General features: G+C 63.8%; 20 protein-coding genes and 1 pseudogene. 12 read left to right on the top strand and 9 right to left on the bottom strand.

Annotation, left to right across the window (positions count from 1 at the left end; genetic code table 11):
- Window positions 1–8: 8 nt before the first annotated feature.
- From AWB70_RS07990 to AWB70_RS07950, 9 genes and pseudogenes are all read right to left on the bottom strand, one after another.
- A pseudogene (locus tag AWB70_RS07990) lies at window positions 9–1,380 on the bottom strand (LLM class flavin-dependent oxidoreductase).
- Entirely contained in the window at window positions 1,377–2,216 is an 840-nt protein-coding gene (locus tag AWB70_RS07985; RefSeq protein ID WP_053571299.1) for a TauD/TfdA dioxygenase family protein, read from the bottom strand. Before AWB70_RS07985 ends, AWB70_RS07990 begins: the two are co-directional and overlap by 4 nt.
- On the bottom strand, window positions 2,209–3,600 hold the full coding sequence (locus AWB70_RS07980; RefSeq protein ID WP_053571298.1) for an LLM class flavin-dependent oxidoreductase: 1,392 nt from the start codon (window positions 3,598–3,600) through the stop codon (window positions 2,209–2,211). The genes AWB70_RS07985 and AWB70_RS07980 overlap by 8 nt, the downstream gene beginning before the upstream one ends.
- A gap of 3 nt (window positions 3,601–3,603) precedes the next feature.
- On the bottom strand, window positions 3,604–4,569 hold the full coding sequence (locus AWB70_RS07975) for an ABC transporter ATP-binding protein (protein WP_053571297.1): 966 nt from the start codon (window positions 4,567–4,569) through the stop codon (window positions 3,604–3,606).
- A complete protein-coding gene (locus AWB70_RS07970) occupies window positions 4,566–5,561 on the bottom strand; it encodes an ABC transporter ATP-binding protein (protein WP_063786747.1) in 996 nt (331 codons plus the stop codon). The genes AWB70_RS07975 and AWB70_RS07970 overlap by 4 nt, the downstream gene beginning before the upstream one ends.
- Window positions 5,558–6,355 (bottom strand): ABC transporter permease, encoded by a 798-nt coding sequence (locus AWB70_RS07965; protein WP_060854066.1) that lies wholly within the window; start codon window positions 6,353–6,355, stop codon window positions 5,558–5,560. The genes AWB70_RS07970 and AWB70_RS07965 overlap by 4 nt, the downstream gene beginning before the upstream one ends.
- On the bottom strand, window positions 6,352–7,272 hold the full coding sequence (locus tag AWB70_RS07960; RefSeq protein ID WP_053571295.1) for an ABC transporter permease: 921 nt from the start codon (window positions 7,270–7,272) through the stop codon (window positions 6,352–6,354). The genes AWB70_RS07965 and AWB70_RS07960 overlap by 4 nt, the downstream gene beginning before the upstream one ends.
- Before the next feature lie 3 nt (window positions 7,273–7,275).
- A complete protein-coding gene (locus AWB70_RS07955) occupies window positions 7,276–8,844 on the bottom strand; it encodes an ABC transporter substrate-binding protein (protein ID WP_053571294.1) in 1,569 nt (522 codons plus the stop codon).
- Window positions 8,845–9,051: 207 nt separating this feature from the next.
- Window positions 9,052–10,260 (bottom strand): LLM class flavin-dependent oxidoreductase, encoded by a 1,209-nt coding sequence (locus AWB70_RS07950; RefSeq protein ID WP_053571293.1) that lies wholly within the window; start codon window positions 10,258–10,260, stop codon window positions 9,052–9,054.
- Between the two features lie 261 nt (window positions 10,261–10,521).
- On the opposite strand from AWB70_RS07950, the gene AWB70_RS07945 reads away from it, so the two are divergent.
- From AWB70_RS07945 to AWB70_RS07890, 12 genes are all read left to right on the top strand, one after another.
- Window positions 10,522–12,120, top strand: coding sequence for an ABC transporter substrate-binding protein (locus AWB70_RS07945; RefSeq protein WP_053571292.1), 1,599 nt, complete (start codon window positions 10,522–10,524; stop codon window positions 12,118–12,120).
- A gap of 12 nt (window positions 12,121–12,132) precedes the next feature.
- Window positions 12,133–13,113, top strand: a complete 981-nt coding sequence (locus tag AWB70_RS07940) for an ABC transporter permease (RefSeq protein WP_053571291.1) — start codon at window positions 12,133–12,135, stop codon at window positions 13,111–13,113.
- Window positions 13,114–13,136: 23 nt separating this feature from the next.
- Window positions 13,137–14,105, top strand: coding sequence for an ABC transporter permease (locus AWB70_RS07935; RefSeq protein ID WP_053571290.1), 969 nt, complete (start codon window positions 13,137–13,139; stop codon window positions 14,103–14,105).
- 16 nt (window positions 14,106–14,121) lie between these two features.
- On the top strand, window positions 14,122–15,819 hold the full coding sequence (locus AWB70_RS07930; RefSeq protein WP_053571289.1) for an ABC transporter ATP-binding protein: 1,698 nt from the start codon (window positions 14,122–14,124) through the stop codon (window positions 15,817–15,819).
- Between the two features lie 300 nt (window positions 15,820–16,119).
- Window positions 16,120–16,689, top strand: a complete 570-nt coding sequence (locus AWB70_RS07925) for a sugar O-acetyltransferase (protein WP_087086240.1) — start codon at window positions 16,120–16,122, stop codon at window positions 16,687–16,689.
- Window positions 16,690–16,751: 62 nt separating this feature from the next.
- Entirely contained in the window at window positions 16,752–17,399 is a 648-nt protein-coding gene (locus AWB70_RS07920) for a TetR/AcrR family transcriptional regulator (protein ID WP_235024164.1), read from the top strand.
- 95 nt (window positions 17,400–17,494) lie between these two features.
- A complete protein-coding gene (locus AWB70_RS07915; RefSeq protein WP_053571288.1) occupies window positions 17,495–18,670 on the top strand; it encodes a cytochrome P450 in 1,176 nt (391 codons plus the stop codon).
- Window positions 18,667–18,876, top strand: coding sequence for a ferredoxin (locus AWB70_RS07910; RefSeq protein ID WP_041733368.1), 210 nt, complete (start codon window positions 18,667–18,669; stop codon window positions 18,874–18,876). Before AWB70_RS07915 ends, AWB70_RS07910 begins: the two co-directional genes overlap by 4 nt.
- Window positions 18,873–20,018, top strand: a complete 1,146-nt coding sequence (locus AWB70_RS07905) for an NAD(P)/FAD-dependent oxidoreductase (protein WP_053571287.1) — start codon at window positions 18,873–18,875, stop codon at window positions 20,016–20,018. Before AWB70_RS07910 ends, AWB70_RS07905 begins: the two co-directional genes overlap by 4 nt.
- Window positions 20,019–20,202: 184 nt before the next feature.
- On the top strand, window positions 20,203–21,267 hold the full coding sequence (locus AWB70_RS07900) for a phosphotriesterase family protein (RefSeq protein WP_235024163.1): 1,065 nt from the start codon (window positions 20,203–20,205) through the stop codon (window positions 21,265–21,267).
- Window positions 21,264–22,241 (top strand): phosphotriesterase family protein, encoded by a 978-nt coding sequence (locus tag AWB70_RS07895; protein ID WP_053571286.1) that lies wholly within the window; start codon window positions 21,264–21,266, stop codon window positions 22,239–22,241. Before AWB70_RS07900 ends, AWB70_RS07895 begins: the two co-directional genes overlap by 4 nt.
- Before the next feature lie 26 nt (window positions 22,242–22,267).
- Window positions 22,268–23,386 (top strand): FAD-dependent oxidoreductase, encoded by a 1,119-nt coding sequence (locus AWB70_RS07890; protein ID WP_053571285.1) that lies wholly within the window; start codon window positions 22,268–22,270, stop codon window positions 23,384–23,386.
- Window positions 23,387–23,388 lie beyond the last annotated feature (2 nt).

Genomic DNA, 23,388 nt, shown 5'->3' with positions numbered 1-23,388 from the left:
TGGAGTTGTTATCGAAGGCGAAACGCCGCGCCGGGGTGACGGTCGTTCAGCCGGCTGCCCGTACCGCCGAGTTTTTCGCGCAGTGCCGGTGGCGTAGCCGGTCTTGTAGCGGCCGCGCGCCTGTAGTTCGGGCACGATGAAATCCGCGAAATCCTCGTACGCCTCCGGGGTGACGGCATAGCTCAGGTTGAAGCCGTCGATGCCGGTTTCGTCGACCCATTCTTCGAGCGCGCTTGCCACCTCGTCGGGCGCGCCGATGAACACCGGCCCGCGCCCGCCGATCGCGTTGTGCAGCGCAAGCTCACGCACTGTCCACACGCGTTCCGGATCGAGCTTCGTGAAGCCTTCGAGCGCGGACGACGTGCCCGCGTCGAGCTGCATGTAGCGGATCGGCTCGTCGGGGTCGTAAGTCGAGAAGTCGATGCCGGTCCAGCCCGAGAACATCGCGAGCGCGGCTTCGGGCGTCACGTAGCGGCGATAGTCCTCATACTTGTCGCGCGCCTCTTTCGATGTGCGGCCGGTGATGATGGTCGCCATCGTGAAGAACTGGATATCGCCCGGATCGCGCCCGGCCTTCACCGCCTCGGCCCGCGTTCCCGCGACGACCGGCGCGAGCACCTTCTTGCTCGGTCCGCTCAAATAGATACCTTCCGCATGACGTCCCGCGAAGCGCTGCCCGCGCGCCGACGATCCCGCCTGAAACAGCACCGGCGTGCGTTGCGGCGAAGGCTCGGTCATGTGGATGCCCTGCACCCTGAAGTACTTGCCCTGATGATCGACGCGATGCACCTTCGACGGATCCGCGAAGATGCCTGTGGCCGTATCGCGCACGTTCGCGCCGTCCTCCCAACTGCTTTCCCAGAGCTTGTAGACGACATCCATGTATTCGTCGGCGATGTCGTATCGTTCGTCGCGCGATGCGATGCCGTCCTTGCCGAGCACCTTCACGCTGCTTTGCGCGAAGCCCGTCACGATGTTCCAGCCGATGCGCCCGCGCGTCAGATGATCGAGCGTGGACATGCGGCGCGCGAACACATAAGGTGGCTCGTGATTCGCATTGCTCGTCACGCACAGGCCGAGATGCTGCGTGGCGTAGGCCATCGCGGAGAGCGCCATCATCGGGTCCTGCTTGGGCACCTGCGCGCCGTGGCGCAAGGCGGTGTCGATGCTGCCGCCAAACACATCGTTCACGCCGATGCTGTCGGCCATGAAGAGCGAATCGATCAGCCCGCGTTCGAGCGTCTTCGCCAGATCGACCCAGTAATCGAGCGTGTTGTAGTGCAGCGAACGGTCGCGCGGATGCCGCCACATGCCCGGCGAATGATGCACCGGACTATGCAACGCGAAGGCGTTGACGCGTATTTCCTTCTTCGGGCTCATAGAAACGGCTTGTCTCCGTTGATCGTCACGCGATAGCCCGAGCGCACTTCCGGGTAGTAGTCCCATACGGCCAGATGCTGCACGGCGCGGTTGTCCCAGAAGGCAATGGAATGCGGCTCCCAGCGAAAGCGCACCTGAAACTCCGGCGACGCGAAGCGTTCGTACAAGAGGCGCAGAATGCCTTCGCTCTCGGCGGCGGACACGTTGTCGATATGCGTCGTGAAGTTCGAATTCACGAAGATGCCCTTGCGGCCCGTTTCCGGATGCGTGCGCACGACCGGATGCGAGGCGCGGGGAAACGTCTTGCCGGTGTCGTCGATGCCGCGCAGCCGGTTGCGGTGACGATAGGTCGGCTCGCCATCGTGCGTCGCGGTCAGACCTTCGAGATAGGTGCGCAAACCGGGCGACAACGATTCATACACCGCGTACGAGCTGGAAAAGAGCGTGTCGCCGCCGTGCGACGGCAGTGTATGGAGATGCAGGATGCTGCCCATCGGGGGCGCTTCGTCGCACGAGACATCGGAATGCCAGCGGTCGCCGGCGACGCGCTTCGTGGTCTCATCGCTATGTATGGTCAGGATCTCCGGATAGCCCTGCGGTCCGGGACTGTTCGGATGCACGTGCAGCGTGCCGAAGTGCCGGCCGAGCGCGAGATGCTGATCGAGCGTGATCGGCTGATCGCGAAAGAAGATGACCTGATGGGCGAGCAGCGCGCGGCGCACGTCCGCGATCTGCTGTTGCGCGAGCGGCCGCGTCAGATCGATGCCGCCGATCAGCGCGCCGATATGACGCGTGAGCGGCTGCACGGTGATGCTTTCGTATGCGGTATCAAGCATGAGTGTGTTCCTCGATGTGAGCGGCGCGATGAGCCGCCGCCGGATGCGGCGCGCGAAGATGCGCGTGGCCTTCGCCGTAGAGTTTTTCTCGCAACGTGCCCTTGGCGTAGGCCTGTTTGTAGATGCCGCGACGCCGCAGCTCCGGCACGACGAGATCGACGAAGTCCTCGTGTGTGCCCGGCAGCAGCGCATGACTGAGATTGAAGCCGTCGACGCCGGTTTGCGCTTTCCAGCATTCGAGCGCATCCGCGACCTGCGCGGGCGAGCCGATGAACACCGGCCCCTTGCCGCCGATCGCATTGAAGATCGCCAGCTCGCCGATAGTCCACACGCGCTCGGGATCGGCAACAGTGAAGGCTTCGATCGCCGACTGCATGCCTTCGCTCTTCACGTATTGCAAAGGATCGTCCGGGCTGTATTTCGACAGGTCGATGCCGCTCCAGCGCGAGAACAAGGCAAGCGCGCCTTCGAGGCTCACGTGGCGCTGAATGTCCTGCCATTTCGCTTGCGCTTCTTCGGCGGTCGGCGCGACGATCACGGTCGCGAGCGAAAAGAACAGCACCGATTCTGGATCGCGGCCGAGCGAGGCGGCGCGCGCACGCACGTCGGCGACATCGCGCGCGACCAGATGCGCGGTCGGCGAACTGAGAAACACGCATTCGGCGTGACGCGCGGCGAACTCCTTGCCGCGGTTCGACGTGCCCGCCTGATACAGCAGCGGCGTGCGCTGCGGCGAAGGCTCGGAATAATGCGTGCCTTGCATCGAAAAGAAGCGGCCTTCATGACGGATCTCATGCACGCGGCGCGGATCCGCGAAGATGCGCGCATCGCGGTCGCGCACGGCCGCGCCGTCTTCCCAGCTCTCTTCCCACAGCCGATAGACGATCTCCATGTACTCGTCGGCGAGGTCGTAGCGCTCGTCGTGCGGACGCGCATCGGGCTGGCCGATCGCGCGCGAGCCGCTTTGTCCGAAGCTCGTGACGATGTTCCAGCCGATGCGCCCGCGCGTCAGATGATCGAGCGTCGACATGCGCCGCGCGAACAGGAACGGCGCCTCATAACTTACGCTGCTCGTCACGGCGAAGCCGAGATGCTCGGTGACTTGCGCCATCGCGGAGACGAGCAGCAGCGGATCGAGACGCGGGAATTGCAGGCCCCAGCGCACGCCGGCCGCGTTCGATCCGCCGTAGACGTCGTACTGGCTGATGCCGTCGGCGAAGAAGAGTGCGTCGTAGCCACCGCGTTCGGCCGTGCGCGCGAGATCGGTCCAGAGCGAGAGCGCGTTGTAGTCGAGTGCGCGGTCGCGCGGATGCGCCCAGAGTCCGGGCGAAAGATGCGTCGGTGCGAAGGCCAGAAATGCGTTGATGCGAATCTCTTTTGACATGGCTCAAGCTTTCGGTGTGATCGGGAAATGACACGTCACGCGATGCGTTGCGGACAGGTGTCGCTCGGGCGGCGCATCGACGCGGCATGGATCGCGCGCGGCGGGGCAGCGGGTATGAAAGACGCATCCGGCAGGCGGCGCGAGCGGCGACGGAATTTCGCCACCGATCACGCGCACGTCGGGCGCATCCGGCTCGGATGCGGCGATCAGCGCATGGGTGTACGGATGCGCCGCGCGCTCCACGATGTCCTCGCGCGTGCCTTGCTCCATGAAGCGGCCGAGATAGAGCACGCCGATATGGCTGCTCATGAACGCGACCACGGCGAGATCGTGCGAGATCAGCAGATACGAGAGACCGAGCGCGTCCTGAAGGTCCTTCAGCAGATTGAGGACTTGCGCCTGGATGGAGACATCGAGCGCGGAGACCGGCTCGTCGAGCACGAGAATCTCCGGCTCCAGCACGAGCGCACGCGCGATCGCCACGCGCTGGCGCTGACCGCCGCTTAGTTCGCCGGGACGGCGGCGCTTGAATTCCGCCGGCAAGCCGACCTGGGCGAGCAGTGCATCGAGACGCTTTTGCAGGGCCTCTTTCACTATGCCGCTTTGCTGGATGCGCAACGGTTCGAGCACGATATCGCCGACGTTCATCTGCGGATCGAGCGAGCCGAACGGGTCTTGCAGCACGGCCTGCACCGCGCGTTGCCGCCAGCGCCGGTCGCTGTCGCTCGTGCGCTTGCCGAATACGCGCGTGCCGAAGCGCACTTCGCCGTGCGTCGGCTCGTCCGCGCCGAGGATGATTTTCGCGAGCGTCGATTTGCCCGATCCCGATTCCCCGACGAGGCCGAACGTGCCGCCGCGCGGCAGCGCTAAGGACGCGTGCTCCACCGCGCGCAGCAGTTTCGGCCTGGCGAAAAGGCCGCCGCGCAAGGGAAAGGCGCGCTGGATGTCCGACACTTCGAGAGCGTTCATGAGGTGGCCGTCATGAGAAGAGCCTCAGCCGTTCTTTCGTCCGGCTCGGGATGAAAACACGCGACGCTGCGATGGGTGTCGATCGTGCGCGTCGCGGGATAGGCGCTCATGCAGTCGGCCCGTGCGCCGGGACAGCGCGGCGCGAAGCGGCATCCCTGCGCGATGCTGCCCGGCAAGGGCGGCTGACCGGGAATCACCGTGAGCCGACGCTGCGGGCCGCGCAGACGCGGCACGGCGCCGAGCAGACCCTTCGTGTACGGATGTCGCGGCCGCGCGAATACATCGCCGACCGGCCCTTGTTCGACGATGCGTCCCGCGTACATCACGGCGACATCGTCGCAATAGCGGCGCACCAGGTGCAGATCGTGCGTGACGAGCACGATCGCCGTGCCGCGTTCGGCCTGCACTTCGCGCAGCAGATCGAGAATCTGCAGGCGCACGGTGACGTCGAGCGCGGTGGTCGGCTCGTCGGCAATCAGGAGGCGAGGATTGCACGCGATATTCATGGCGATGGCCACGCGCTGGCGCATGCCGCCGCTGAACTGATGCGGATAGCTGTGCAGGCGGCTTTCCGGCGCGGGAATGCGCACGCGCCGCAGCAGTTCGATGGCGCGGGCCTCGCGTTCCTTGCGGCTCGTCATGCCGTCGCGATAGCGGAACATTTCGGTGATCTGCCGGCCGACCGTGAGCAGCGGATTGAGCGAGGTCATCGGGTCCTGAAGAATCATGCCGATCTCGCGCCCGCGCAACGCGTTCAGTTCGGCGGGCGTCTTCGCGCGCAGGTCGTCGCCGTCGAACAGGATGTGTCCTTCGGTGACGCGCACGCCGCGCGGCGGCAGGCCGAGCACCGACAGGCACGTCACGCTCTTGCCCGAGCCGGATTCGCCGACGAGACCGAGCGTGCGGCGGGCTTTCACGGAAAAGCTCACGCCATCGACAAGCCGCGCGTGCTCGGTTTCAACGGCGAGGTCATGCACGCTCAGCACGCTCATCGCACCGCTCCTTCATCGCGCTGCAAGGATTCGCCGATGCGGTTGCTCGCGAGCACGGTGGCGATCAGCACGAGCCCCGGCAGCGCGGACAGCCACCAGGCGGTATCGAGATAATTACGGCCGTCCGCGATCATGCCGCCCCACGACGGATCGGGCGGTTGCACGCCCAGCCCGACGAAGCTCAATGCCGCTTCCATGAAGATCACGAGGCCGATGTCCAGCGTCAGCAGCACCGCGAAGGTATTGCGCACGTTGGGCAGAAGGTGCCGCAGCGCGACATGCAGCGGCGTCGCGCCGGCCAGCTTCGCGATCAGGATGAAGTCGCGCTCGCGCAGGCTGAGCGCCTCGGCGCGGATGATGCGCGCGAAGCGTCCCCAGTTCGCGAGCGTCACCACGATCACGATGTTCGTCATGCTCGGTCCGCAGATGCCGACGATCAGCATCGCGAGGAACACAGGCGGCAACGCGTATTGCGCATCGACGATGCGCATCAGCGCGGCATCGAAACGTCCGCCGATATACGCGGACAGCAAGCCCGCGAGCGCGCCCGAGAAGCCCGCCAGCAGCACCGCGCAGAACGCGATGGCGAGCGAAATGCGGCCGCCGTAGAGCGTGCGCGCGAAGACGTCGCGGCCCATCTGGTCGGTACCGAACCAGTGATGCCAGTTCGGCGGCTGGAAGGTCGCGGACAGATCGATCGCGTTCGGATCGACGGCCGAGAGCCAGGGTGCGCACGCGGACGCCGCGACGATCGCGACAAGCAGGCCGCCGAACAGGACGAATCGCATGCTCATTGCCGATACCGGATACGCGGATCGACGAGCGCGTAGAGCACGTCGACCGCAAGATTGATCGAGACGAACAGCAGTACGGACACGATCACGGCCGCCTGCACGACGGTGAAATCGAGCGTGCTGATGGCCTCGACCATCAGACTGCCGAAGCCGGGCCACGAGAACACCGTTTCGATCGCAACCGCGCCGCCGATCAGCACGCCGAACTGCGAAGCCGTGAACGCGACGATCGGCAGCGCCGTATTGCGCAGCGCATGCGTTCCGATCACGACACGCTCCGGCAGCCCCTTGATGCGCGCCATGCGGATGTAGTCGGCTTCGAGCACCGTGAGCAAGTTGGCACGCGTGAGCCGTGCGATGCCCGCGGCGGAGTACCACGCCAGCGCGCACACGGGCAGGATCAGATGACGCCACGAGCCGTGTCCGCCGGTCGGCAGCCAGCCCCATTGCACGGAAAAGAGCCGAATCAGCAGCAACGCGACGAAGAAGGGCGGCGCGGCCTGCCCGAGCACCGCGAAGATCGATGCCAGCCGGTCGATCCACCCGCCGCGGCGCACCGCCGACACGACGCCCAGCGACAAGCCGATAGCCAGCGCCAGCGTCAGCGAAACCCCGACGAGCAGAAGACTCGACGCGAGCCGGCTCAGCGCCATCGAGAGCGCCGGTGCGCCGAAGTGAAAGGAGTTGCCCATGTCGCCGCGCAAGAGACCCGCGAGAAAGCGCGCGTATTGCAGCGGAACGGGATCGGCGAGGCCGAGTTGCTCGCGAAAGATCTGGCGGTCGGCCTCGGTCGCTTCGGGCGGCATCAGCAGATAGGCAGGATCGCCCACCATGCGCACCAGGACGAAGATCAGCACCGACATCAGCCACACCGTGAGCAGTGCCGACCCGATGCGGCGCAGGAGATAAGCGGACATCGCTCAGTTCCCGGCCACCGCTTGCGGCGTCCACTGGATCGTGCGGAAGTTCAGGAAGCCGCCGCCTTGCTGTGGCTGCCATTGCAGCGTCTTCTTCTTCGCATACACGTAGGTGAACTCGGAGATGAAGAACGCGGCGGCATCGTCGTGCAGTTCGCGGCCGATCTTCTGGAACACTGCGCCGCGCTGCTTCGTGTCGCTGACGCGCGAGACATCGGCGAGCAGCGCATCGACTTTCGGATTCGAATAGTCGGACCAGCTTCCGTTCGATGCGAACGCGCCGCCCACCGGATGCACAGGGTCGTACAGCGCGTTGGTGAACTGGCTCAGCGCGAGCGGGCCGGACGTGTGCGTGTTGTTCAGGCGCTGGAAGGTCGCATATGTCAGGCGGTTGAGCTTGACCTTCACCCCGACTTGCCCCCAGTACGCCGCGAGCGCTTCCGCGACGCCTTGCGGCATGTCGCCCTGAATGTTGAGGGTGGTCTCGAAACCCTTCGGATAGCCGGCCTGCGCAAGCAGCGCGCGTGCCTTCGCGGGGTCGTACGGATACGGCTTGATCGAACGATCCGCGCCGTAGGGATAGTAGTTCGAGATCATCGTGCCGAGCGGCTCGCCCACACCGTACAGCACGCTCTTGATGATCGCGTTGGTGTCGAGCGCGTAGCTCAACGCCTGACGCACCTGGACATTGGAGAAGGGCGAGTTCTTGTCGGTGGTATAGACGCGCACGTAGACGGGCGACGCGACGCGGCTCTCGATCACGTCGAGCCCGCTTTCCTTCCGGAGCCGCGCATAGTCCGAGAACGGCAGCGCCACCGAGAGATCGACTTCGCCGCGCAACACCGCATTGACGCGGCTCGCCGGCTCGGTGATCGCGCGGAAGATCAGCGTCTTCACGCGCGGTTTCTCGCCCCAATAGTCGTCGAAGCGTTCGAGCACGAGCTCGCTGCCGCCGGGCGCGAGCGACTTGAACTTGTACGGGCCGAGCGATACCGGCTTTTGCGCGAACGCATCGGGATTCGGCAGGCTCGCGAGATAGTCGGACGGAACGATATAGAGATAGCCCGCGACCTTGTTGGCGAATGCGCCATCCGGCTGCTTCAGTTTGAACACGACGGTGAGATCGTCGGGCGTCTCGACCGCGTCGACGACCGGCGCGAAGAAGGGCCGCCGCGTGCTCTTGCTGCGCGGATCGAGCACGTGTTCGAGCGATGCCTTCACGTCGCGCGAGGTGAGCGTCGCACCGTTATGGAACTGGACGTTGGGACGCAGCTTGTAGGTGAACACGCGCGCGTCGTCGGAAACGCTCACGCTTGTCGCCAGGCGCGGCACGAGATTGCCTTTCTGGTCGAACCCGTAGAGCGTGTCGTAGATCTGCCAGCCGTAGCGAAGCGAATCGCCGCTCACGGCAACGAGTCCGTCGAGGTTATAGAACTCCTTTTCGACGCCGATCACGACAGTGTCGCGATCGACGGCGGGCGCCGTGCTCGCGGCGTGCGCTGGCAGGATGAAAGCGCCGGACAGGGTGGCGGCGAAGACCAGTCCGCGAAGGACCGACGAGAACGTGCGCATAGGTTGGTCTGCTGTTGGGCGGGGCGCGCCCTTTTTTGGTTGGAGAAGCCGGCGGATGAATGGAATATGATGACGCGCGTGCTTCCGAATCCGAAACGACGAAAAGAGATATCGATATCGAGTCGGCATTCAGGTCGATTTCACGCGTTGCGTCGTTATGCTGAGCATCGGCGCATGCGCGATTTTTCTTCGGTACCCTCGAAGAGATCAGTGTCGCAGGCCCGCTTCGCGCAACAGCGGCAGCACGCGCGCGCCGAAGAAGTCTAGGTCGGGCTTGAAATCGAAGAAGCTCAGCTGCACGCCGTCGATGCCGGCGCGATGCAGACGCACGATGGTGTCGGCCACTTCCTCCGGCGATCCCGTGATCGACACGTTGCCGCCCACCGCGCGCGCCGCGGCCTGAGTGCGCTGATCCATGCCGCCGCGCCACGCGTGCGCGTCGCTGTCGAAGCGCTGGAAGCTGCCTTCGTCGGCGTGCGCGACGATCGCATCGCGATACGCGCGCGCTTCGGCCGCCGTCTCGCGGCACACGACAAGCGGGTTGAGCAGCGTGCGGATCGTGCGGCCGTGCCTCGCGGCGGCGGCTTTCACACGCGCGGCGTGCGCGGGCAGCGCCTCCAGCGCGCGATCGATGTCCGGCCCCGCCGGGCTCGTGATGAACACGACATCCGAATAGCGCGCGGCGAACTCGATGCCCGCGTCCGAACCCGTTGCGTTGATGAGCAGTGGCCGGCCGTAGCGAGGCTTGGGCGTGACGAACGCGCCACTCAGCTTCCAGCTCGATAGCTCAGGTTCGAACGTGAAGTTCTCGCGTTGCGCCCAGAGCTGCTGTACGGCGTCGATGAACTCGGCGGCCATCTCGTAGCGCCGGTCGTGCTCGATCCGGTTCCAGCCGAACATCTCGTGCTCGACCGCGCGATGTCCCGTCACGACGTTGATGGCCCAGCGTCCGCGCGAGATATGATCGAGCGTCGCGGTGAACTTCGCGAAGTGCAGCGGATGCCACGGGCCGTATAGCACGTGGCTGGTCGCCGCGAGAATGATGCGCTCGGTGCGTGCGGTGAGCGCCGCGAGCGTCATGAAGGAATCGAGCGCCTCGCCGTTGAAGACACCGCCGTAACCCCCTTTCGGCAGCCATTGCGACAGCGCGAACACGAGATCGAAGCCGAGCGATTCGGCCTTCAGCACGAGATCGGCGTTGTAGTCGAAAGACCAGTCGGTCGTGCGCGGCAGGGTGGAGGCGCTCCAGCCGCCCGCCTGGATCGGCAGGAAGAGGCCGAGCATGAGCGGCTGCGCGAACACGCGCGACACCGGACTGTCGGGAAACTGCACGGGTGACGCGACGTCCACGAACGCGCTCGCGCGTGATTGCGTTGCATGCGGCTCGGAGTGCGCGGAGTACGTTGTCTCGCTCATGTTGCATGTCCAGAAGGTTGACCGGGCGACGTCGCGCATCGGAGCACGAGAGTTAAGCACGTGCTCACACTCGCAGACAAAGAAGCATTTGTGGATTGTTTTGGACGCGCGGTATTGCAGTCCACGTCACATGCTTTTCGACACGCCTTGCTTTTCATATGCGCAACCGTTGGTTCACGCGCACGCAACGCCGTTCTATCGTGATCGCTGCGGCGCGTCATATGCCGTCATCGAACAACGAACAGAAAGGAACGGCATTACATGGCAGGCTTCAATCGACGCGATTTTCTGGTTTCATCAGGCGTGGCGCTCGCGTCCGCCGGCCTGTCTTCGCTCGCATACGCGCAAGAGGGCCCGCCCAGGCGCGGTGGCACACTCAACATGCTGATCAACCCCGAGCCGCCCGTGCTCGTCTCGATCTTTCAGACGACAGGTCCCGCGCTCGTCGCGAGTTCCAAGGTGCTCGAAGGCCTGCTCGCGTACGACTTCGATCTGAAGCCGAAAGCACAGCTCGCGACCGCGTGGAACGTGAGCCCGGACGGTCTCAAGTACACGTTCACGCTGCGTCAGAACGTGAAGTGGCACGACGGCGAGCCTTTCACGTCGGCGGATGTGGCGTTCTCCATCGAGCTTCTGAAATCGATTCATCCGCGTGGGCGCAGCACCTTCGCCAACGTCACGCGCGTGTCGACGCCCGACACACGCACCGCGATCATCGAATTGTCGAAGCCCGCGCCGTATCTGTTGAAGGCGCTGTCCGCCGGCGAATCGCCGATCGTGCCGAAGCATCTCTACGCAAGCGGCGATCCGCTCTCAAACCCGCATAACAATGCGCCCATCGGCACGGGGCCATTCCGCTTCAAGTCGTGGACGCGCGGCGCGAGCATCGTCTACGAACGCAATCCGGACTACTGGGATGCGGGCAAACCGTATATCGACTCGCTCGTGTTCAAGGTGATTCCCGATGCGGCCGCGCGCTCGGCCGCGTTCGAAACCGGCGCGCTCGATCTCGGCGGGGAAAATCCCGTGCCGCTCTCGGATCTGCCGCGTCTCACGCAATTGCCGCAACTCGCAGTGGAGACGCGTGGTTATCGCTTTCTAGAGCCGCTTTCGGAGATCGACTTCAATCTCGATCATCCGATCCTGAAAGATGTGCGCGTGCGGCAGGCCATCGCGCATGCCATCAATCCGCAGGTCGTGCAGAAGACGATCGCCTACGGCTATGCCGATATCTCGCCGACGCCCATCACGCCGGGATCGCCGTATCACGACGCGAAGCTCACGCCCTACGCATTCGATATCGCCAGTGCGGAAAAGCTGCTCGACGCCGCGGGTTATCCGCGCAAGAACGGCGGCCCGCGCTTTCAACTGACGCACGATTTCCTGCCTTATGGCGATATGTACCGCCGTCAGGCCGATTACGTGAAATCGGCGCTCGCGCGCGTGGGCATCGACGTGACCGTGCGCTCGCAGGATCTGCCTTCGTTCCTCAAGCGCGTCTATGCGGACCGGCAGTTCGATTTCACGAGCATCGGGGTGAATACGTTGTTCGATCCGAGCGTCGGCGTGCAGCGGCTCTACTGGTCGAAGAACATCCGGCCCGGCGTGCCGTTCTCGAACGCGCCGCATTACAGCAACGCGGAAGTGGACACGCTGCTCGAATCGGCGTCGATCGAAACCGATGAGAAGAAGCGCGTGGCGCTCTATCAGCAGTTTCAGCAGATCGTGTACCGCGACCTGCCGATCCTGAGTCTCGTCGCGCCCCGCATGATTACGCTCGCCAACCGGCGCGTGCGCAATCACACGGTATCGGCGCAAGGGCTCGAAGGCAATCTCGCCGATGTCTGGCTGAGCGCCTGAGGAGTTCGCGCGATGAACCGACGCACGCGCCTTGCCGCAATCGCGCGACGCACCGCATGGCAGGCTGTGCCGACCGTGCTCGCCATCGTGATCCTCAACTTCTTCCTGCTCCGGTGGATGCCCGGCGACGCCGCCGACGTGCTGGCCGGCGAGTCCGGCTCGGCGACGGCGGAAACGATCGCGTCGCTGCGCGCCAAGTTCGGTCTCGACCAGCCGGTGCTGCATCAGTTGTGGTCTTATCTTTCGCATCTCTCGCATTTCAGTCTCGGCTATTCGCCGCGCTACGACGCGCCGGTGATGGAGTTGATTCTCGGGCGGCTGCCGAATACGCTGATCCTGATGGGCACGGCGCTCACGTTCGCCATCATCGTCGGCGTGGTGCTCGGCGCGATCATGGCGCACTGGGCCGGCAAGTGGCCGGATCGCGTGCTGTCCGTGCTGGCGTTGCTGCTTTACTCGACGCCCGGCTTCTGGATCGGGCTGCTCGCCATCGTGCTGTTCTCGGTGCATCTCGGCTGGCTGCCGAGCGGCGGCGACGTCACGGTCGGCGCGCAACTGCATGGCTTCGCCTATCTCACGGATGTCCTCAGGCACGTGCTGCTTCCCGCAGCGACGCTCGCTACGTTCTTCGTGGCGATCTACGCGCGCCTTACGCGCGCTGCGATGCTTGAAGTGCAGCGTCAGGACTTCGTGCGCACCGCTCATGCCAAGGGGCTGCATCCGCTGCGTGTGAGCGTGCGCCACGTGCTGCGCAATGCATTGATGCCGCTCACGACGATGGTGGGCATCCACTTCGGCACGCTGCTCGGCGGCGCAGCCGTCACCGAGACGGTGTTCAGCTGGCCCGGGCTCGGGCGTCTCGCGCTCGACGCCGTCATGGCGCGCGACTTCAGCGTGCTGCTGGGCGTGCTGCTGTTGTCGTCGTTGCTCGTGATCGCGGCGAACGTGGTCGTCGATCTGTTGCAGGCCTGGCTCGATCCGCGCATCGCCTGAACCGTCTTTCATCTGGGTAACGCATGGCTTCTGAATCATCCGAACTCGTTACGGCATCCGCTTCCGCCGGCTCTGCATGGCGGCGTCAGCTCACGGGCGCGCTGTTCGGCGCGCGCCGCGGACAGGACCCGGCCGCTCCGCGCGCGGCGCGCGGCACGCATACCGTTCTGCGCGCGTTGTTGCGCAATCCGTCGGCGCCGGCGGGCCTGGCGCTGCTGACGGCGTTCGTCGTGCTGGCCATCGGCGCGCCGCACTTCTTTCCGGGCGATCCGCTCGATATGGTCGCCGCGCCCTTCGAATGGCCTGGCACCGATCCGCTCTATCGTCTGGGCACGGATTCGCTCGGACGCGATGTCGCGGCGGGCATTGCGCACGGCACGCGGGTCTCGCTGCTGATCGGCGCGTCGGCGGCGGCGATCGGGCTGCTGATCGGCACGCTCGTCGGCGCGTTGGGCGGCTTCTTCGGCGGCGTGCTCGACGATCTGCTCGTGCGCGTGACCGAACTGTTCCAGACGGTGCCCTCGTTTCTGCTCGTGATCGTCATCGTGGCGATCGGCAATCCGGGCGTGAAGGTCATCGCGCTCGCGATCGGCATTGCGTCGTGGCCCACGGTCGCGCGCATCGTGCGGGCCGAATTCCGCACGCTGCGTCATGCGGACTTCGTGCTCGCGGCGCGCAGCCAGGGCTTCAGCAGCGCGCGCATCATCTTCGGCGAGATCCTCCCGAATGCGCTGCCGCCTGTGATCGTCACCGCGTCCGTGATGGTGGCGAGCGCGATTCTCATCGAATCGTCGCTGTCGTTTCTCGGCATGGGCGACCCCAATGTGGTGAGCTGGGGCGGCATGATCGGCGCGGGACGCGATTCGCTGCGCACCGCGTGGTATCTGACCGCGCTGCCGGGCGCCGCCATCGTGCTGGCGGTGCTTGCGCTGAATCTGCTCGGCGACGGCCTGAACGACGCGCTCAATCCGCGCCTGCGCAATCGCGCCTGACCATTCCGAGGTATTCGTGAAGAATCAGCTTGAAGTGCGCGATCTGCGTGTGAATTTCGGCGGGCATCGTGCGGTAGGCGGCATCGACCTGGATATCGCCGCTGGCGAAACGCTCGCGCTCGTGGGCGAATCCGGCTGCGGCAAGTCCGCCACGGCGCTGTCGATCATGCGGCTGCTGCCTGCGCCGGGACGCGTGTCCGGCAGCGTGCGTTTCGACGGGCGCGAGCTGCTCGACCTGAGCCCCGCCGACATGCGCGACGTGCGCGGCGGCCAGATCTCGATGATCTTTCAGGAGCCGATGACGTCGCTCAACCCGGTGCTGTCGATCGGCGCGCAGATCGTGGAGACCTTGCGGCAGCATGAGCGCCTGTCGAAAGACGCGGCGTGGAAACGCGCCATCGAACTGCTCGACCTGGTGCATGTGCCGGAGCCGCACCGGCGTGTCTCCGACTATCCGCACGAGCTGTCGGGCGGGCAGCGCCAGCGTGTGATGATCGCGATGGCCGTGGCCTGCCGTCCGCGCCTGCTGATCGCCGACGAACCGACGACCGCGCTCGATGTGACCATTCAGGCCCGCATTCTCGACCTGCTGGGCGAGCTGAGGCGGGAGCTGTCGATGTCGCTGCTGCTCATCACGCACGACCTCGGCGTGGTGAGCGAGCATGCGGATCGCGTGGCGGTGATGCTCGCCGGCAAAAAAGTGGAAGAGGCGCCGGTCGCCCAATTGTTCCTGCAGCCGAAGCATGCCTATACGCGCGGCCTGCTCGGCACCTCGTTGAATGTGTCGAGCGGGCTGCACTATCGCGAGTGGACGCTGCCCGAGATCCGCCACACGACATCCGGCGAGGGCGAGCACGCATTCAACGTGACGCCTCTCGCGCCGCGCGCTGTGGCGCCCGATCCGGCCGGGGCGGAGGACGAGCGGGCGCCGCTGCTGTCCCTACGCAATCTGACCGTCGACTATGCGCATCGGCATGGCAGGGGCGTGATGCGCGCCGTCGATGATGTGTCGTTCGATATCGCGCGGGGGGAATCGGTGGGGCTCGTCGGCGAATCGGGTTGCGGCAAGTCGACGCTTTCCCGCGCCATCATGCGTCTCGTCCCGGCCACGAGCGGCGCGATCCGCCTTGGCGGCACGGATATCGCGCCGCTCTCCGAGCGTGCGTTGCGGCCGCTGCGGCGGCAGGTGCAGATGGTGTTCCAGGACCCGTACGCTTCGCTCAATCCGCGGCGCAGCGTGGGCGAGATTCTCGAGACGGTGATGGCGGTCAACGGTATCGGCGATGCGCGCACACGGCGCGGCCGAGCCGCCGCGATGCTCGATCGGGTGGGGCTGCCAGGCGCCGCGCTCAATCGCTTTCCGCACGAATTTTCCGGTGGACAGCGGCAGCGGATCGGCATTGCACGTGCGTTGATTCTCGAACCGGCGTTGCTCATCTGCGATGAACCGGTGTCCGCGCTGGATGTGTCGATTCAGGCGCAGATCCTGAATCTGCTCGTCGAGCTCAAGCGCGATCTCGGTCTCGCTTATCTCTTCATTTCGCATGATCTGTCCGTGGTGCGCTATATCGCCGATCGCGTGCATGTGATGTGCGGCGGCCGCATCGTCGAAAGCGGCAGTCATCGGGAGATCTGGCGTTCGCCGCAGCACGCTTATACACGCGCTCTGCTCGACGCCGTTCCGTCGCGGCAATTCGATGCGCAGGCGGCCTGATACGCGCGCACTTCGCCGACCGCGCGGATCTGCGCGTCGCAATGGCCACTCGGCGTGTGTCTGCCGCTCGAAACGCAGCGCGGTTAACACGTCCATGTGCCGAACCGCGCCGCGCTCCTGGCGCGCCATGCCAAGGAAGGTTTGCCGGCCCTCGATCTGTCTCGGTCGGCCGTCACCTGTTCTTGCCCCTTTCTCGATTGCGCGCTTCGACGATTCGAACGTTTAAGCGTTCCATGGGTCAGACGCCATGTACCCCGAGTGGAAGTGACGCAAGCGATGCGCTCGACTGGAGAGATAGTCATGAGCAGAACGGAGAAAGAAAAGATGCTCGCCGGAGAACTGTACACGGCGAACGCACCCGAGATTCAGGCCGATCAGGCGGCAGCCCGGGCATGGATGGCCCGCTTCAACGGAGCCATCGATATGCCGCTCTCGGAGAGATTCGAACTCTTGCGAGAGAGACTCGCCACGATTGGAACGGACTCCATGATTCGTCCGCCGTTTCATTGCGACTATGGCTTCAACATCAGTCTGGGCGCGGGGGTGTTCCTCAATTACAACTGCATCATCCTTGATGTCGTTCAGGTCGAGATCGGCGACATGACGCAGATTGCAACCGGCGTGCAGATTCTGACCGCCGATCATCCTCGCGATCCGGCCGTTCGTGCGGCAGGGCTGGAATTCGGGCGCCCTGTGAGAATCGGACGCAACGTCTGGATCGGTGCGGGCGCGATCATTCTGCCGGGCGTGACGATTGGCGACGATGCATTGATCGGCGCAGGCAGCATCGTCACGCGCGACGTGCCGGCTGGCGCCACTGCTGTGGGCAATCCCGCACGCGTGCGTTCGGCTGCCAAAGATCACGCATGAGTGGTCAGGAACTGGAAACTCGGATTTTCGCGTGAGCGTTAGAGGAGGGTTGTCGAACAACAATGATCGGGGTTATCGTTCCCGCCATGACAAAGCAACCCAAAAATCAAAGAGAAATTCAGAAGGAAGCGACTCGGCAGCGCATCCTCTCAACGGCGCTCGAGTTATTTGTTTCGCGCGGCTACGTGGTCACTACAGTCGATGACATCGCCGCCGCCGCCAACACCACCCGCGTCACCTTCTACTCTCACTTCGAGTCGCGCCGCGAATTGATGCGTGCGTTGATTCACGAACTCAACGGCATCCTTGAGCGGCATGAAGAACCCGGTCGCAACTCCACGGCCAGCTTGCTGGTCGCGGTGGTGCGCGAAGGCTCACGCGAACAACTGGGTGGCTGGCTGCGCGACCAGGCTGCGCGCTGGCCGGCGATCAAACCCTATGTGCTGGCGGCAACCGAAGCGTCCGCTGTCGATGCTGAAATGCGTGCGCTGCTGCGCGGCTGGATCGAAGAGGTGGTGGCAGACATCCGCGAAGGCCTCGATGCAGCCGACCGCTATGAGCCGAACACGCGGCATTATCGTGGTGAATTGGCCTATGTCGCGCTCGACCAAACTGCGCTCTCGTGGATGCGTGGCGATCTGGATTTGACGACCGAACCGGCCCTCGACGTGCTGACCGAAATGTGGTGGAAATTGCTGGGCGCACCTTAATTCAGGGATTACCCTATCAAGGTATTCTTTCGCTTTACACGATGTAAAGCGAAATTGATAATGCAGGCCATGATCAACGACGTGGAGCATGGCCTGTGACTAGCGTCCCCCAATCCGGCATCGACCTTTGGGCCGACGATGTGCTCGTCGATCCCTATCCGTCTTATCGGGCATTGCGCGAACTCGGCGAAGTCGTCTATCTCACGCACTCGAAACTCTATGCCCTGACTGGCTACGACGTTATCAAGGAGGCGCTGGCCGACCCGACGCGATTTTCTTCCGCTCAGGGCATCGGCTTCAACGACGGCGTGAACCAGGCTTTGCAGGGAACCTCGCTGGCGTCCGATCCGCCGGTGCACACCCAGTTGCGCGCAGCCCTTTCCGAGAACCTCACGCCGCGGGCGCTGCGTGGTCTGGGCGAGCAGATCAAGGCCAATGCGCAGGCACTGGTGGCCCGCCTTGTAAAACAACCCTCCTTCGACGCAATCGACGACATCGCCCGGCGCTTTCCGATCGGCGTTGTTGCCGACCTCGTGGGCTTCCAGGGTGACGCCAGGGCGAATATGTTGCGCTGGGGGCAGGCCGCGATGGAAGTCGTCGGGCCGATGAATCAACGCACGGCAGAGCATTTCCCTATCGCGGGTGAACTTTACGGCTACTGCTCGCAGATCACCCAGGACGCGCTCACCCACGGCTCTGTTGGCTGGGGTGTTTTCGAGGCGGAGCGCAAAGGGATCATTCCCGAAGGCGCCGCACGCCACATCATCCACCAGTATCTCGGCGCTGGCCTCGACACGACGCTTGCCGCGATCGGCAACACCGTCGCGCTCTTCGGGCGCTTTCCCGAAGAGTTTGCCAAGGTGCGCGAGGATCTCTCGCTGGTTCCCTCGGCGTTCAACGAGGTGCTGCGCTATTACTCGCCCGTCCATGTGTGGAGCCGGGTTGCGACGCAAGACGCGGAAGTCGGCGGCGTGAAGATCCCGGGCGGCTCGCGCATTGCGATCATTCTGGGCGCAGGCAACCACGACCCGCGCCATTACAAGGATCCTGAAGTCTTCGACGTGACACGCAACCCGATCGACCATCTCTCCTTCGGCTATGGCCCGCATGGTTGCGCCGGCCAAGGCCTTGCCCGCATGGAGGGTGCCGCAATCATCGAGGCGCTTGCGACTCAAATCAAATCGTTCCGCATCGGCGATGTCGCCCGCGTGCCGAGCAATATCACGTTGTCGTTCGACACCGTCCCCGTCATGGAGCTGGAGGCCGTATGATCAAACTCATTCTTGATCGCCCTCGTTGCGAAGGTCATGGTCTCTGCGTAGAGGTGGCCGCACAGCTTCTTCATATCGACGATGAAGGCTATGCCGCCATCGATATGAACGAAATCAGCGATGCGATCCTGGCGACGGCGCAGGCTGCGGCGCGCGTCTGTCCGGTAGCCGCGCTCAGGCTCGTCGACGAAGAGGCGACGCGATGAGTGTCCTTCGAAATGCCGTCCGCGATATCGTAGTAGTAGGCAGTGGCATCGCGGGATTGACCGCTTGCGACACGCTTCGCGCCGAAGGATTCGATGGCCGCATCACGGTAATCGGTGACGAGCCGGTCGCGCCATACAGCCGTCCGGCCCTGTCCAAGGCCATGCTGCGCTACCAGGATGATCTGACTTCGCACTTGTTGCCGGCGGCGACGCACGGGGCAATCGAACGGCGCGGCATGGCTGCCGTGGGTCTCGATGTCGATCGGCAGCGCGTGCGGCTTGCGGATGGTGACGAGGTGCCGTATGACGCGCTGGTGATCTCCACCGGCACGCGCGCCCGACGCCTTGGCCTGAACACTAGTAGTACTGAATACACCGTTCGCACGCTCGCCGACGCGCTGGCGTTGCGGGCGCGACTCTCGACAAGGCCTTCGGTCGTGGTGGTGGGCGGTGGCCCGCTCGGCATGGAGATCGCATCCGGCGCCATCGGGGCTGGATGCGCGACGACACTCGTTGCGAAAGGCGCGCCGCTCGCCGACCATCTCGGCGCATTGCTCGCGGCGCGGTTCCACGATGCGGCTCTCGCGCAGGGCCTCAAGATCGTCACGACTGACTCCGCCGAGATCGTGATGCGCGATGGTGCATCCGTGGTGGCGCTCGGCGACGGCACGGTAATCGAGGCGCAGGTGATTGTCTCTGCTATCGGCGATGCCCCCAATGTGGAGTGGCTTGCCAACACCGGGCTACTCACTGGAGGCGCGCTCGAGGTGGACCGGCGCGGCCTGGTTCGCCCGAACATTGCAGCGGTGGGAGATGTCGCCGCATTCCCGCACGCGGGGCGCGTCGCACGTGTTCCGCTATGGACGAGCGCCATCGATCAAGCGAAAGTGGCCGCCGCCGCGCTGCTCAAGCGGGATGCTCCGGAGCTGGCATTCCAGCAGTACTTCTGGACAGAGGCTTTTGGTGTCTCTCTGAAAGCCATTGGGCCAACGCCGGTTGCGGGTGAGGCGGAGATCGTGGAAGGCACCGGTGAACAGGGAGTGCTTCGCTGGCGGCAATCGGACGGCACCGCGACTGCCGTCGCGATTGACTATCGCGTTCCGATCCCGAAGCTGCGCCGCGTGGCTGCGTGCAGCCTGTAGCCGGCACGCGTTAGCGATAGATCCAGCATAAGCCAAACGGAAAAGCCGCGATATTACGTAGGTGTACTACGGGAACGGCATTACAAAGAACATCATGTTTTAGATGGGGAGTTTGCTTTGAGTGAGATGACCGCTTCTACCGTTGATAACGCGCATTGCGTCTCGCCACTTATGGGAGACGAATATGTGCGTTAAACACAGCCAGGGTGCCTTGGAACCCTTGCCGCCTTTCACTTCGCTGATCCTTGACCCTCCCAATTACGGCGGTGTCAATGCAACGCTGGTCAACACGGTGCTCGGCCCGGTCGAGGCAAGGCGGCTTGGCATCACGCTCGTCAGCGAATCGCTGATGTATGTGTTACCGGGAGCGCAGTACGCCTATGACATCAAGATAGATCGCGCTGAAGTCTTTGAGCGCCTGGCGGCCAAGCTGAGCGCGTTCAAGGCGGCCGGCGGGGGCACCATCGTCGATGCGACGGGCATGTTCCAAGGGCGCGACCTGCGCATGTACGAGTCGCTGTCACGTGACACCGGCGTTCACATCGTCGCTTCCACGGGGCAGGGGCCCGAGTCCATGCTGGGTGGATATTTTCTGACGCCGCAGACCAATCCTCCCACCCCGTGGCCAGCAAGCAAGTTTGCCGAATTGTTCGGCAAAGAAGTCAATGAGGGCATGGTGGTGCCTCGAAGGGAACGTCGTGCGCCGGCTGGCATGGTGGTGACCGCGGTCACCCAAAGTGGCATGACGCCCACCGATGACAACCTCGTGCGAGGCGCCGCGCGCGCTGGCTCGACTTATGGCGTGCCTGTGTTCATCCGCAGCGGTGCCGATGCTCTGGCTGAAATGCAGTTGGCCATCGACGAAGTGCTGGAGCCGGACCGCCTTATCATGGGCGGAATGGATCGTCGCGACGCCGTGGTCAAGGGCTGGCCCATGGCAGTCGCGCGGGCCGGTGTCCGCTTGAGCATCGATCACATCGGCTCGAACGACCCGCTTTATCTCAGCGATGTCGAACGGGTCAGTTTGATATCCAAATTGATCGAAGAAGGCTATGCCGATCGCATCCTTCTGTCCGCCAATGCCACGGGGGTGGCCTTTGGCGAACCGGGTAACGACATTCCCTACAGCGACGTGCTGACGAAGTTCGCGCCCATGCTCCAGGCAGCGGGTGTTTCGCAGGCACACATCGCACAAATGCTGATTACGAACACCGCGCGATTGCTGAGCGTGAATGGGGAGGTCAAATGACACGAGTGAATACGGTACTGGGCACCATTTCGGCTTCGGAGCTCGGGTTTGTCGCAATCCATGAGCACATTGGCTATGGCATGCCGGGTTGCGAACTCGACAGCAAGTGGTGGAAGACGCCAGAGCAGCGCTATGAGGAGACGGTGCCGAAGCTGCGCCAGTTTCATGAGAATACGAAACCCTGGGGTGCAGCCACCTTCGTGGAGGCCACGGGCATCTGCAACGGTCGCGACATCGACTACTACAAGTCTCTGTCGGACAAGACGGGTGTGCACATCGTCGCCAGCACGGGCTTTGTCGGCGGCGACACGGCATTGCCGTTCTTCGAGCGGGCAAGCGTCGAGTATCTGACCGACCACTTCATCCATGAAATCGAGGTCGGAATTGGCGGCACCGGTGCGAAGGCCGGGATCATCAAGGTCGGGGTGAGTCGCGGCTTCAAGATGAAAGAGCTCGACCTGCGTATCTATCGCGCTGCTGCGCGTGCCTCCAGAATCACCGGCGCACCGATCTTCACCCATCTTGCGGTTGATTCCGCGCCGGCGCTGAACATTTTTGCGGAGGAGCGGTTGCCTTGCCATCGGGTGTTGTTTGGACATGCCGATGATGGTGTGAGCCAAGGCTTGATCAACGAAAAGGCCCTTCTGGATGCGGGAGCACGGATTGGCTTCGATACCTTCGGTTACGACCTTGAATTGCCCGATCCGCCATTCTGGGGCCGCCACCGTCAGGAGCGTTTGCACCACTTTCTACGATTCCTCAGAAGTGGCTTGACCAAACAAGTCCTTGCCTCGGCGGATGCCAATTGCTCACCGCTGGGTTGGCCAGGCGTGAAAGGCCACACGGTGAACTATCTGTTCGAGCAACTCATCCCTGATCTGCATGCGGAAGGTATCGATGACTCGGTCATCGACCAGCTGTTCGTTCATAACGCGGCCGAGTTTCTGACCTTGACGCCTATTTCCCATCATTGAAACGTAGTGGACCAGAGAGACAAATCATGACACCCGGCACTTTGAAGGAACTGAATATCGCCGTAATCGGCGCCGGTTATGCGGGTGCAACCGCGGCGCTGGCGCTGAGCCAGTTAGGCGCAACGGTCACGGTGTACGAGCAGGCGCAAGAGATCAACGAAGTGGGGGCCGGAATTGGATTACGTCCCTCCACGATGGACCAGTTCCGTAAGCTCGGAATCTTCGATCGAATCGCCGCCGTGACCTCGCCGAGCGACTACTTCGAAATTCTGACCGCTCACGGTCAGCGAATTGCCATGGAGGAATGGCCCGAAAAGCAGGCCTTTGGCGCCAGCACGCATTTCGTGCACCGGGGCGACTTCATCGAGACGTTGCTGAGCACGCTTCCCGCAGGCATGGTGAAGCTGAACCACCGTCTCAGCCGAATCGTCGACAACGGCGACGGTGCCACGGCTGTCTTCGAGAACGGTGTGACGGTCAACGCCGATCTGATTGTCGGTGCCGACGGCATCCGCTCGCAAGTGCGCAAGTATCTGTTCAGCGATAAGCCCCCCGTGTTTGCCGGCGAGCACGCCTATCGCGCGGTCATCCCGGCGGCAGACACCTTTGGCCTGGTGGCTGATGGCAACCTTCGCATGTACCTGGGGCATGGGACCAAGATTTACCTGTTGCCACTACACCATCGCAACGAGGTGTCGTTCGATGTCACTTGTCTGGCGACCGACTCCACGCCAGCGCCCGCCGTCAGCAAGGAGCAGTTGATGAAAGTCGTGGAGGGTTTCGATCCTCGATTAGTGGCAATCGCGGAGGGGCTCGACTTGAGCAAGGTGAATCTGCGTGCCGTGTACGACATCGACCCGGTTCCCGTCTGGCATTCCAACTCGGTGGTGCTGATTGGCGATGCCTCGCACGCGATGCTTCACCATCAAGGCCAGGGCGCGAATTCGGCGGTGCTGGATGCCGGTGCGCTTGCCGAGAAGCTTCGTGAGGCCGATTCAATTCCCGAAGCACTCGCGCGATACCAGGCCAGCCGCAAGCCGGTAACCGATGAGTTGCAACGCCTGTCCCGGCAAAGCTGGAGCGAAGACGAAGTTCAGAGTGTCTTCCCCAACCAGCATCAGGGCGAAATCGCTGCGAGGAGCTAAAG

The sequence above is a fragment of the Caballeronia cordobensis genome (assembly GCF_001544575.2).
In the GTDB taxonomy this organism is placed as follows: domain Bacteria; phylum Pseudomonadota; class Gammaproteobacteria; order Burkholderiales; family Burkholderiaceae; genus Caballeronia; species Caballeronia cordobensis.
Note: the sequence above shows the minus strand (reverse complement) of the source record. Positions and strands in the feature narration are given on the sequence as shown.

Bases quoted from the DNA above. Each gene is read 5' to 3' on its own strand.
- AWB70_RS07980 (WP_053571298.1), bottom strand. From the start codon at position 3,600: ATGTCAAAAGAGATTCGCATCAACGCATTTCTGGCCTTCGCACCGACG.
- AWB70_RS07895 (WP_053571286.1), top strand. From the start codon at position 21,264: ATGACACGAGTGAATACGGTACTGGGCACCATTTCGGCTTCGGAGCTC.
- AWB70_RS07940 (WP_053571291.1), top strand. From the start codon at position 12,133: ATGAACCGACGCACGCGCCTTGCCGCAATCGCGCGACGCACCGCATGG.
- AWB70_RS07910 (WP_041733368.1), top strand. From the start codon at position 18,667: ATGATCAAACTCATTCTTGATCGCCCTCGTTGCGAAGGTCATGGTCTC.
- AWB70_RS07965 (WP_060854066.1), bottom strand. From the start codon at position 6,355: ATGAGCATGCGATTCGTCCTGTTCGGCGGCCTGCTTGTCGCGATCGTC.
- AWB70_RS07925 (WP_087086240.1), top strand. From the start codon at position 16,120: ATGAGCAGAACGGAGAAAGAAAAGATGCTCGCCGGAGAACTGTACACG.
- AWB70_RS07900 (WP_235024163.1), top strand. From the start codon at position 20,203: ATGTGCGTTAAACACAGCCAGGGTGCCTTGGAACCCTTGCCGCCTTTC.
- AWB70_RS07970 (WP_063786747.1), bottom strand. From the start codon at position 5,561: ATGAGCGTGCTGAGCGTGCATGACCTCGCCGTTGAAACCGAGCACGCG.
- AWB70_RS07945 (WP_053571292.1), top strand. From the start codon at position 10,522: ATGGCAGGCTTCAATCGACGCGATTTTCTGGTTTCATCAGGCGTGGCG.
- AWB70_RS07960 (WP_053571295.1), bottom strand. From the start codon at position 7,272: ATGTCCGCTTATCTCCTGCGCCGCATCGGGTCGGCACTGCTCACGGTG.
- AWB70_RS07975 (WP_053571297.1), bottom strand. From the start codon at position 4,569: ATGAACGCTCTCGAAGTGTCGGACATCCAGCGCGCCTTTCCCTTGCGC.
- AWB70_RS07905 (WP_053571287.1), top strand. From the start codon at position 18,873: ATGAGTGTCCTTCGAAATGCCGTCCGCGATATCGTAGTAGTAGGCAGT.
- AWB70_RS07890 (WP_053571285.1), top strand. From the start codon at position 22,268: ATGACACCCGGCACTTTGAAGGAACTGAATATCGCCGTAATCGGCGCC.
- AWB70_RS07985 (WP_053571299.1), bottom strand. From the start codon at position 2,216: ATGCTTGATACCGCATACGAAAGCATCACCGTGCAGCCGCTCACGCGT.
- AWB70_RS07920 (WP_235024164.1), top strand. From the start codon at position 16,752: ATGATCGGGGTTATCGTTCCCGCCATGACAAAGCAACCCAAAAATCAA.
- AWB70_RS07935 (WP_053571290.1), top strand. From the start codon at position 13,137: ATGGCTTCTGAATCATCCGAACTCGTTACGGCATCCGCTTCCGCCGGC.
- AWB70_RS07955 (WP_053571294.1), bottom strand. From the start codon at position 8,844: ATGCGCACGTTCTCGTCGGTCCTTCGCGGACTGGTCTTCGCCGCCACC.
- AWB70_RS07950 (WP_053571293.1), bottom strand. From the start codon at position 10,260: ATGAGCGAGACAACGTACTCCGCGCACTCCGAGCCGCATGCAACGCAA.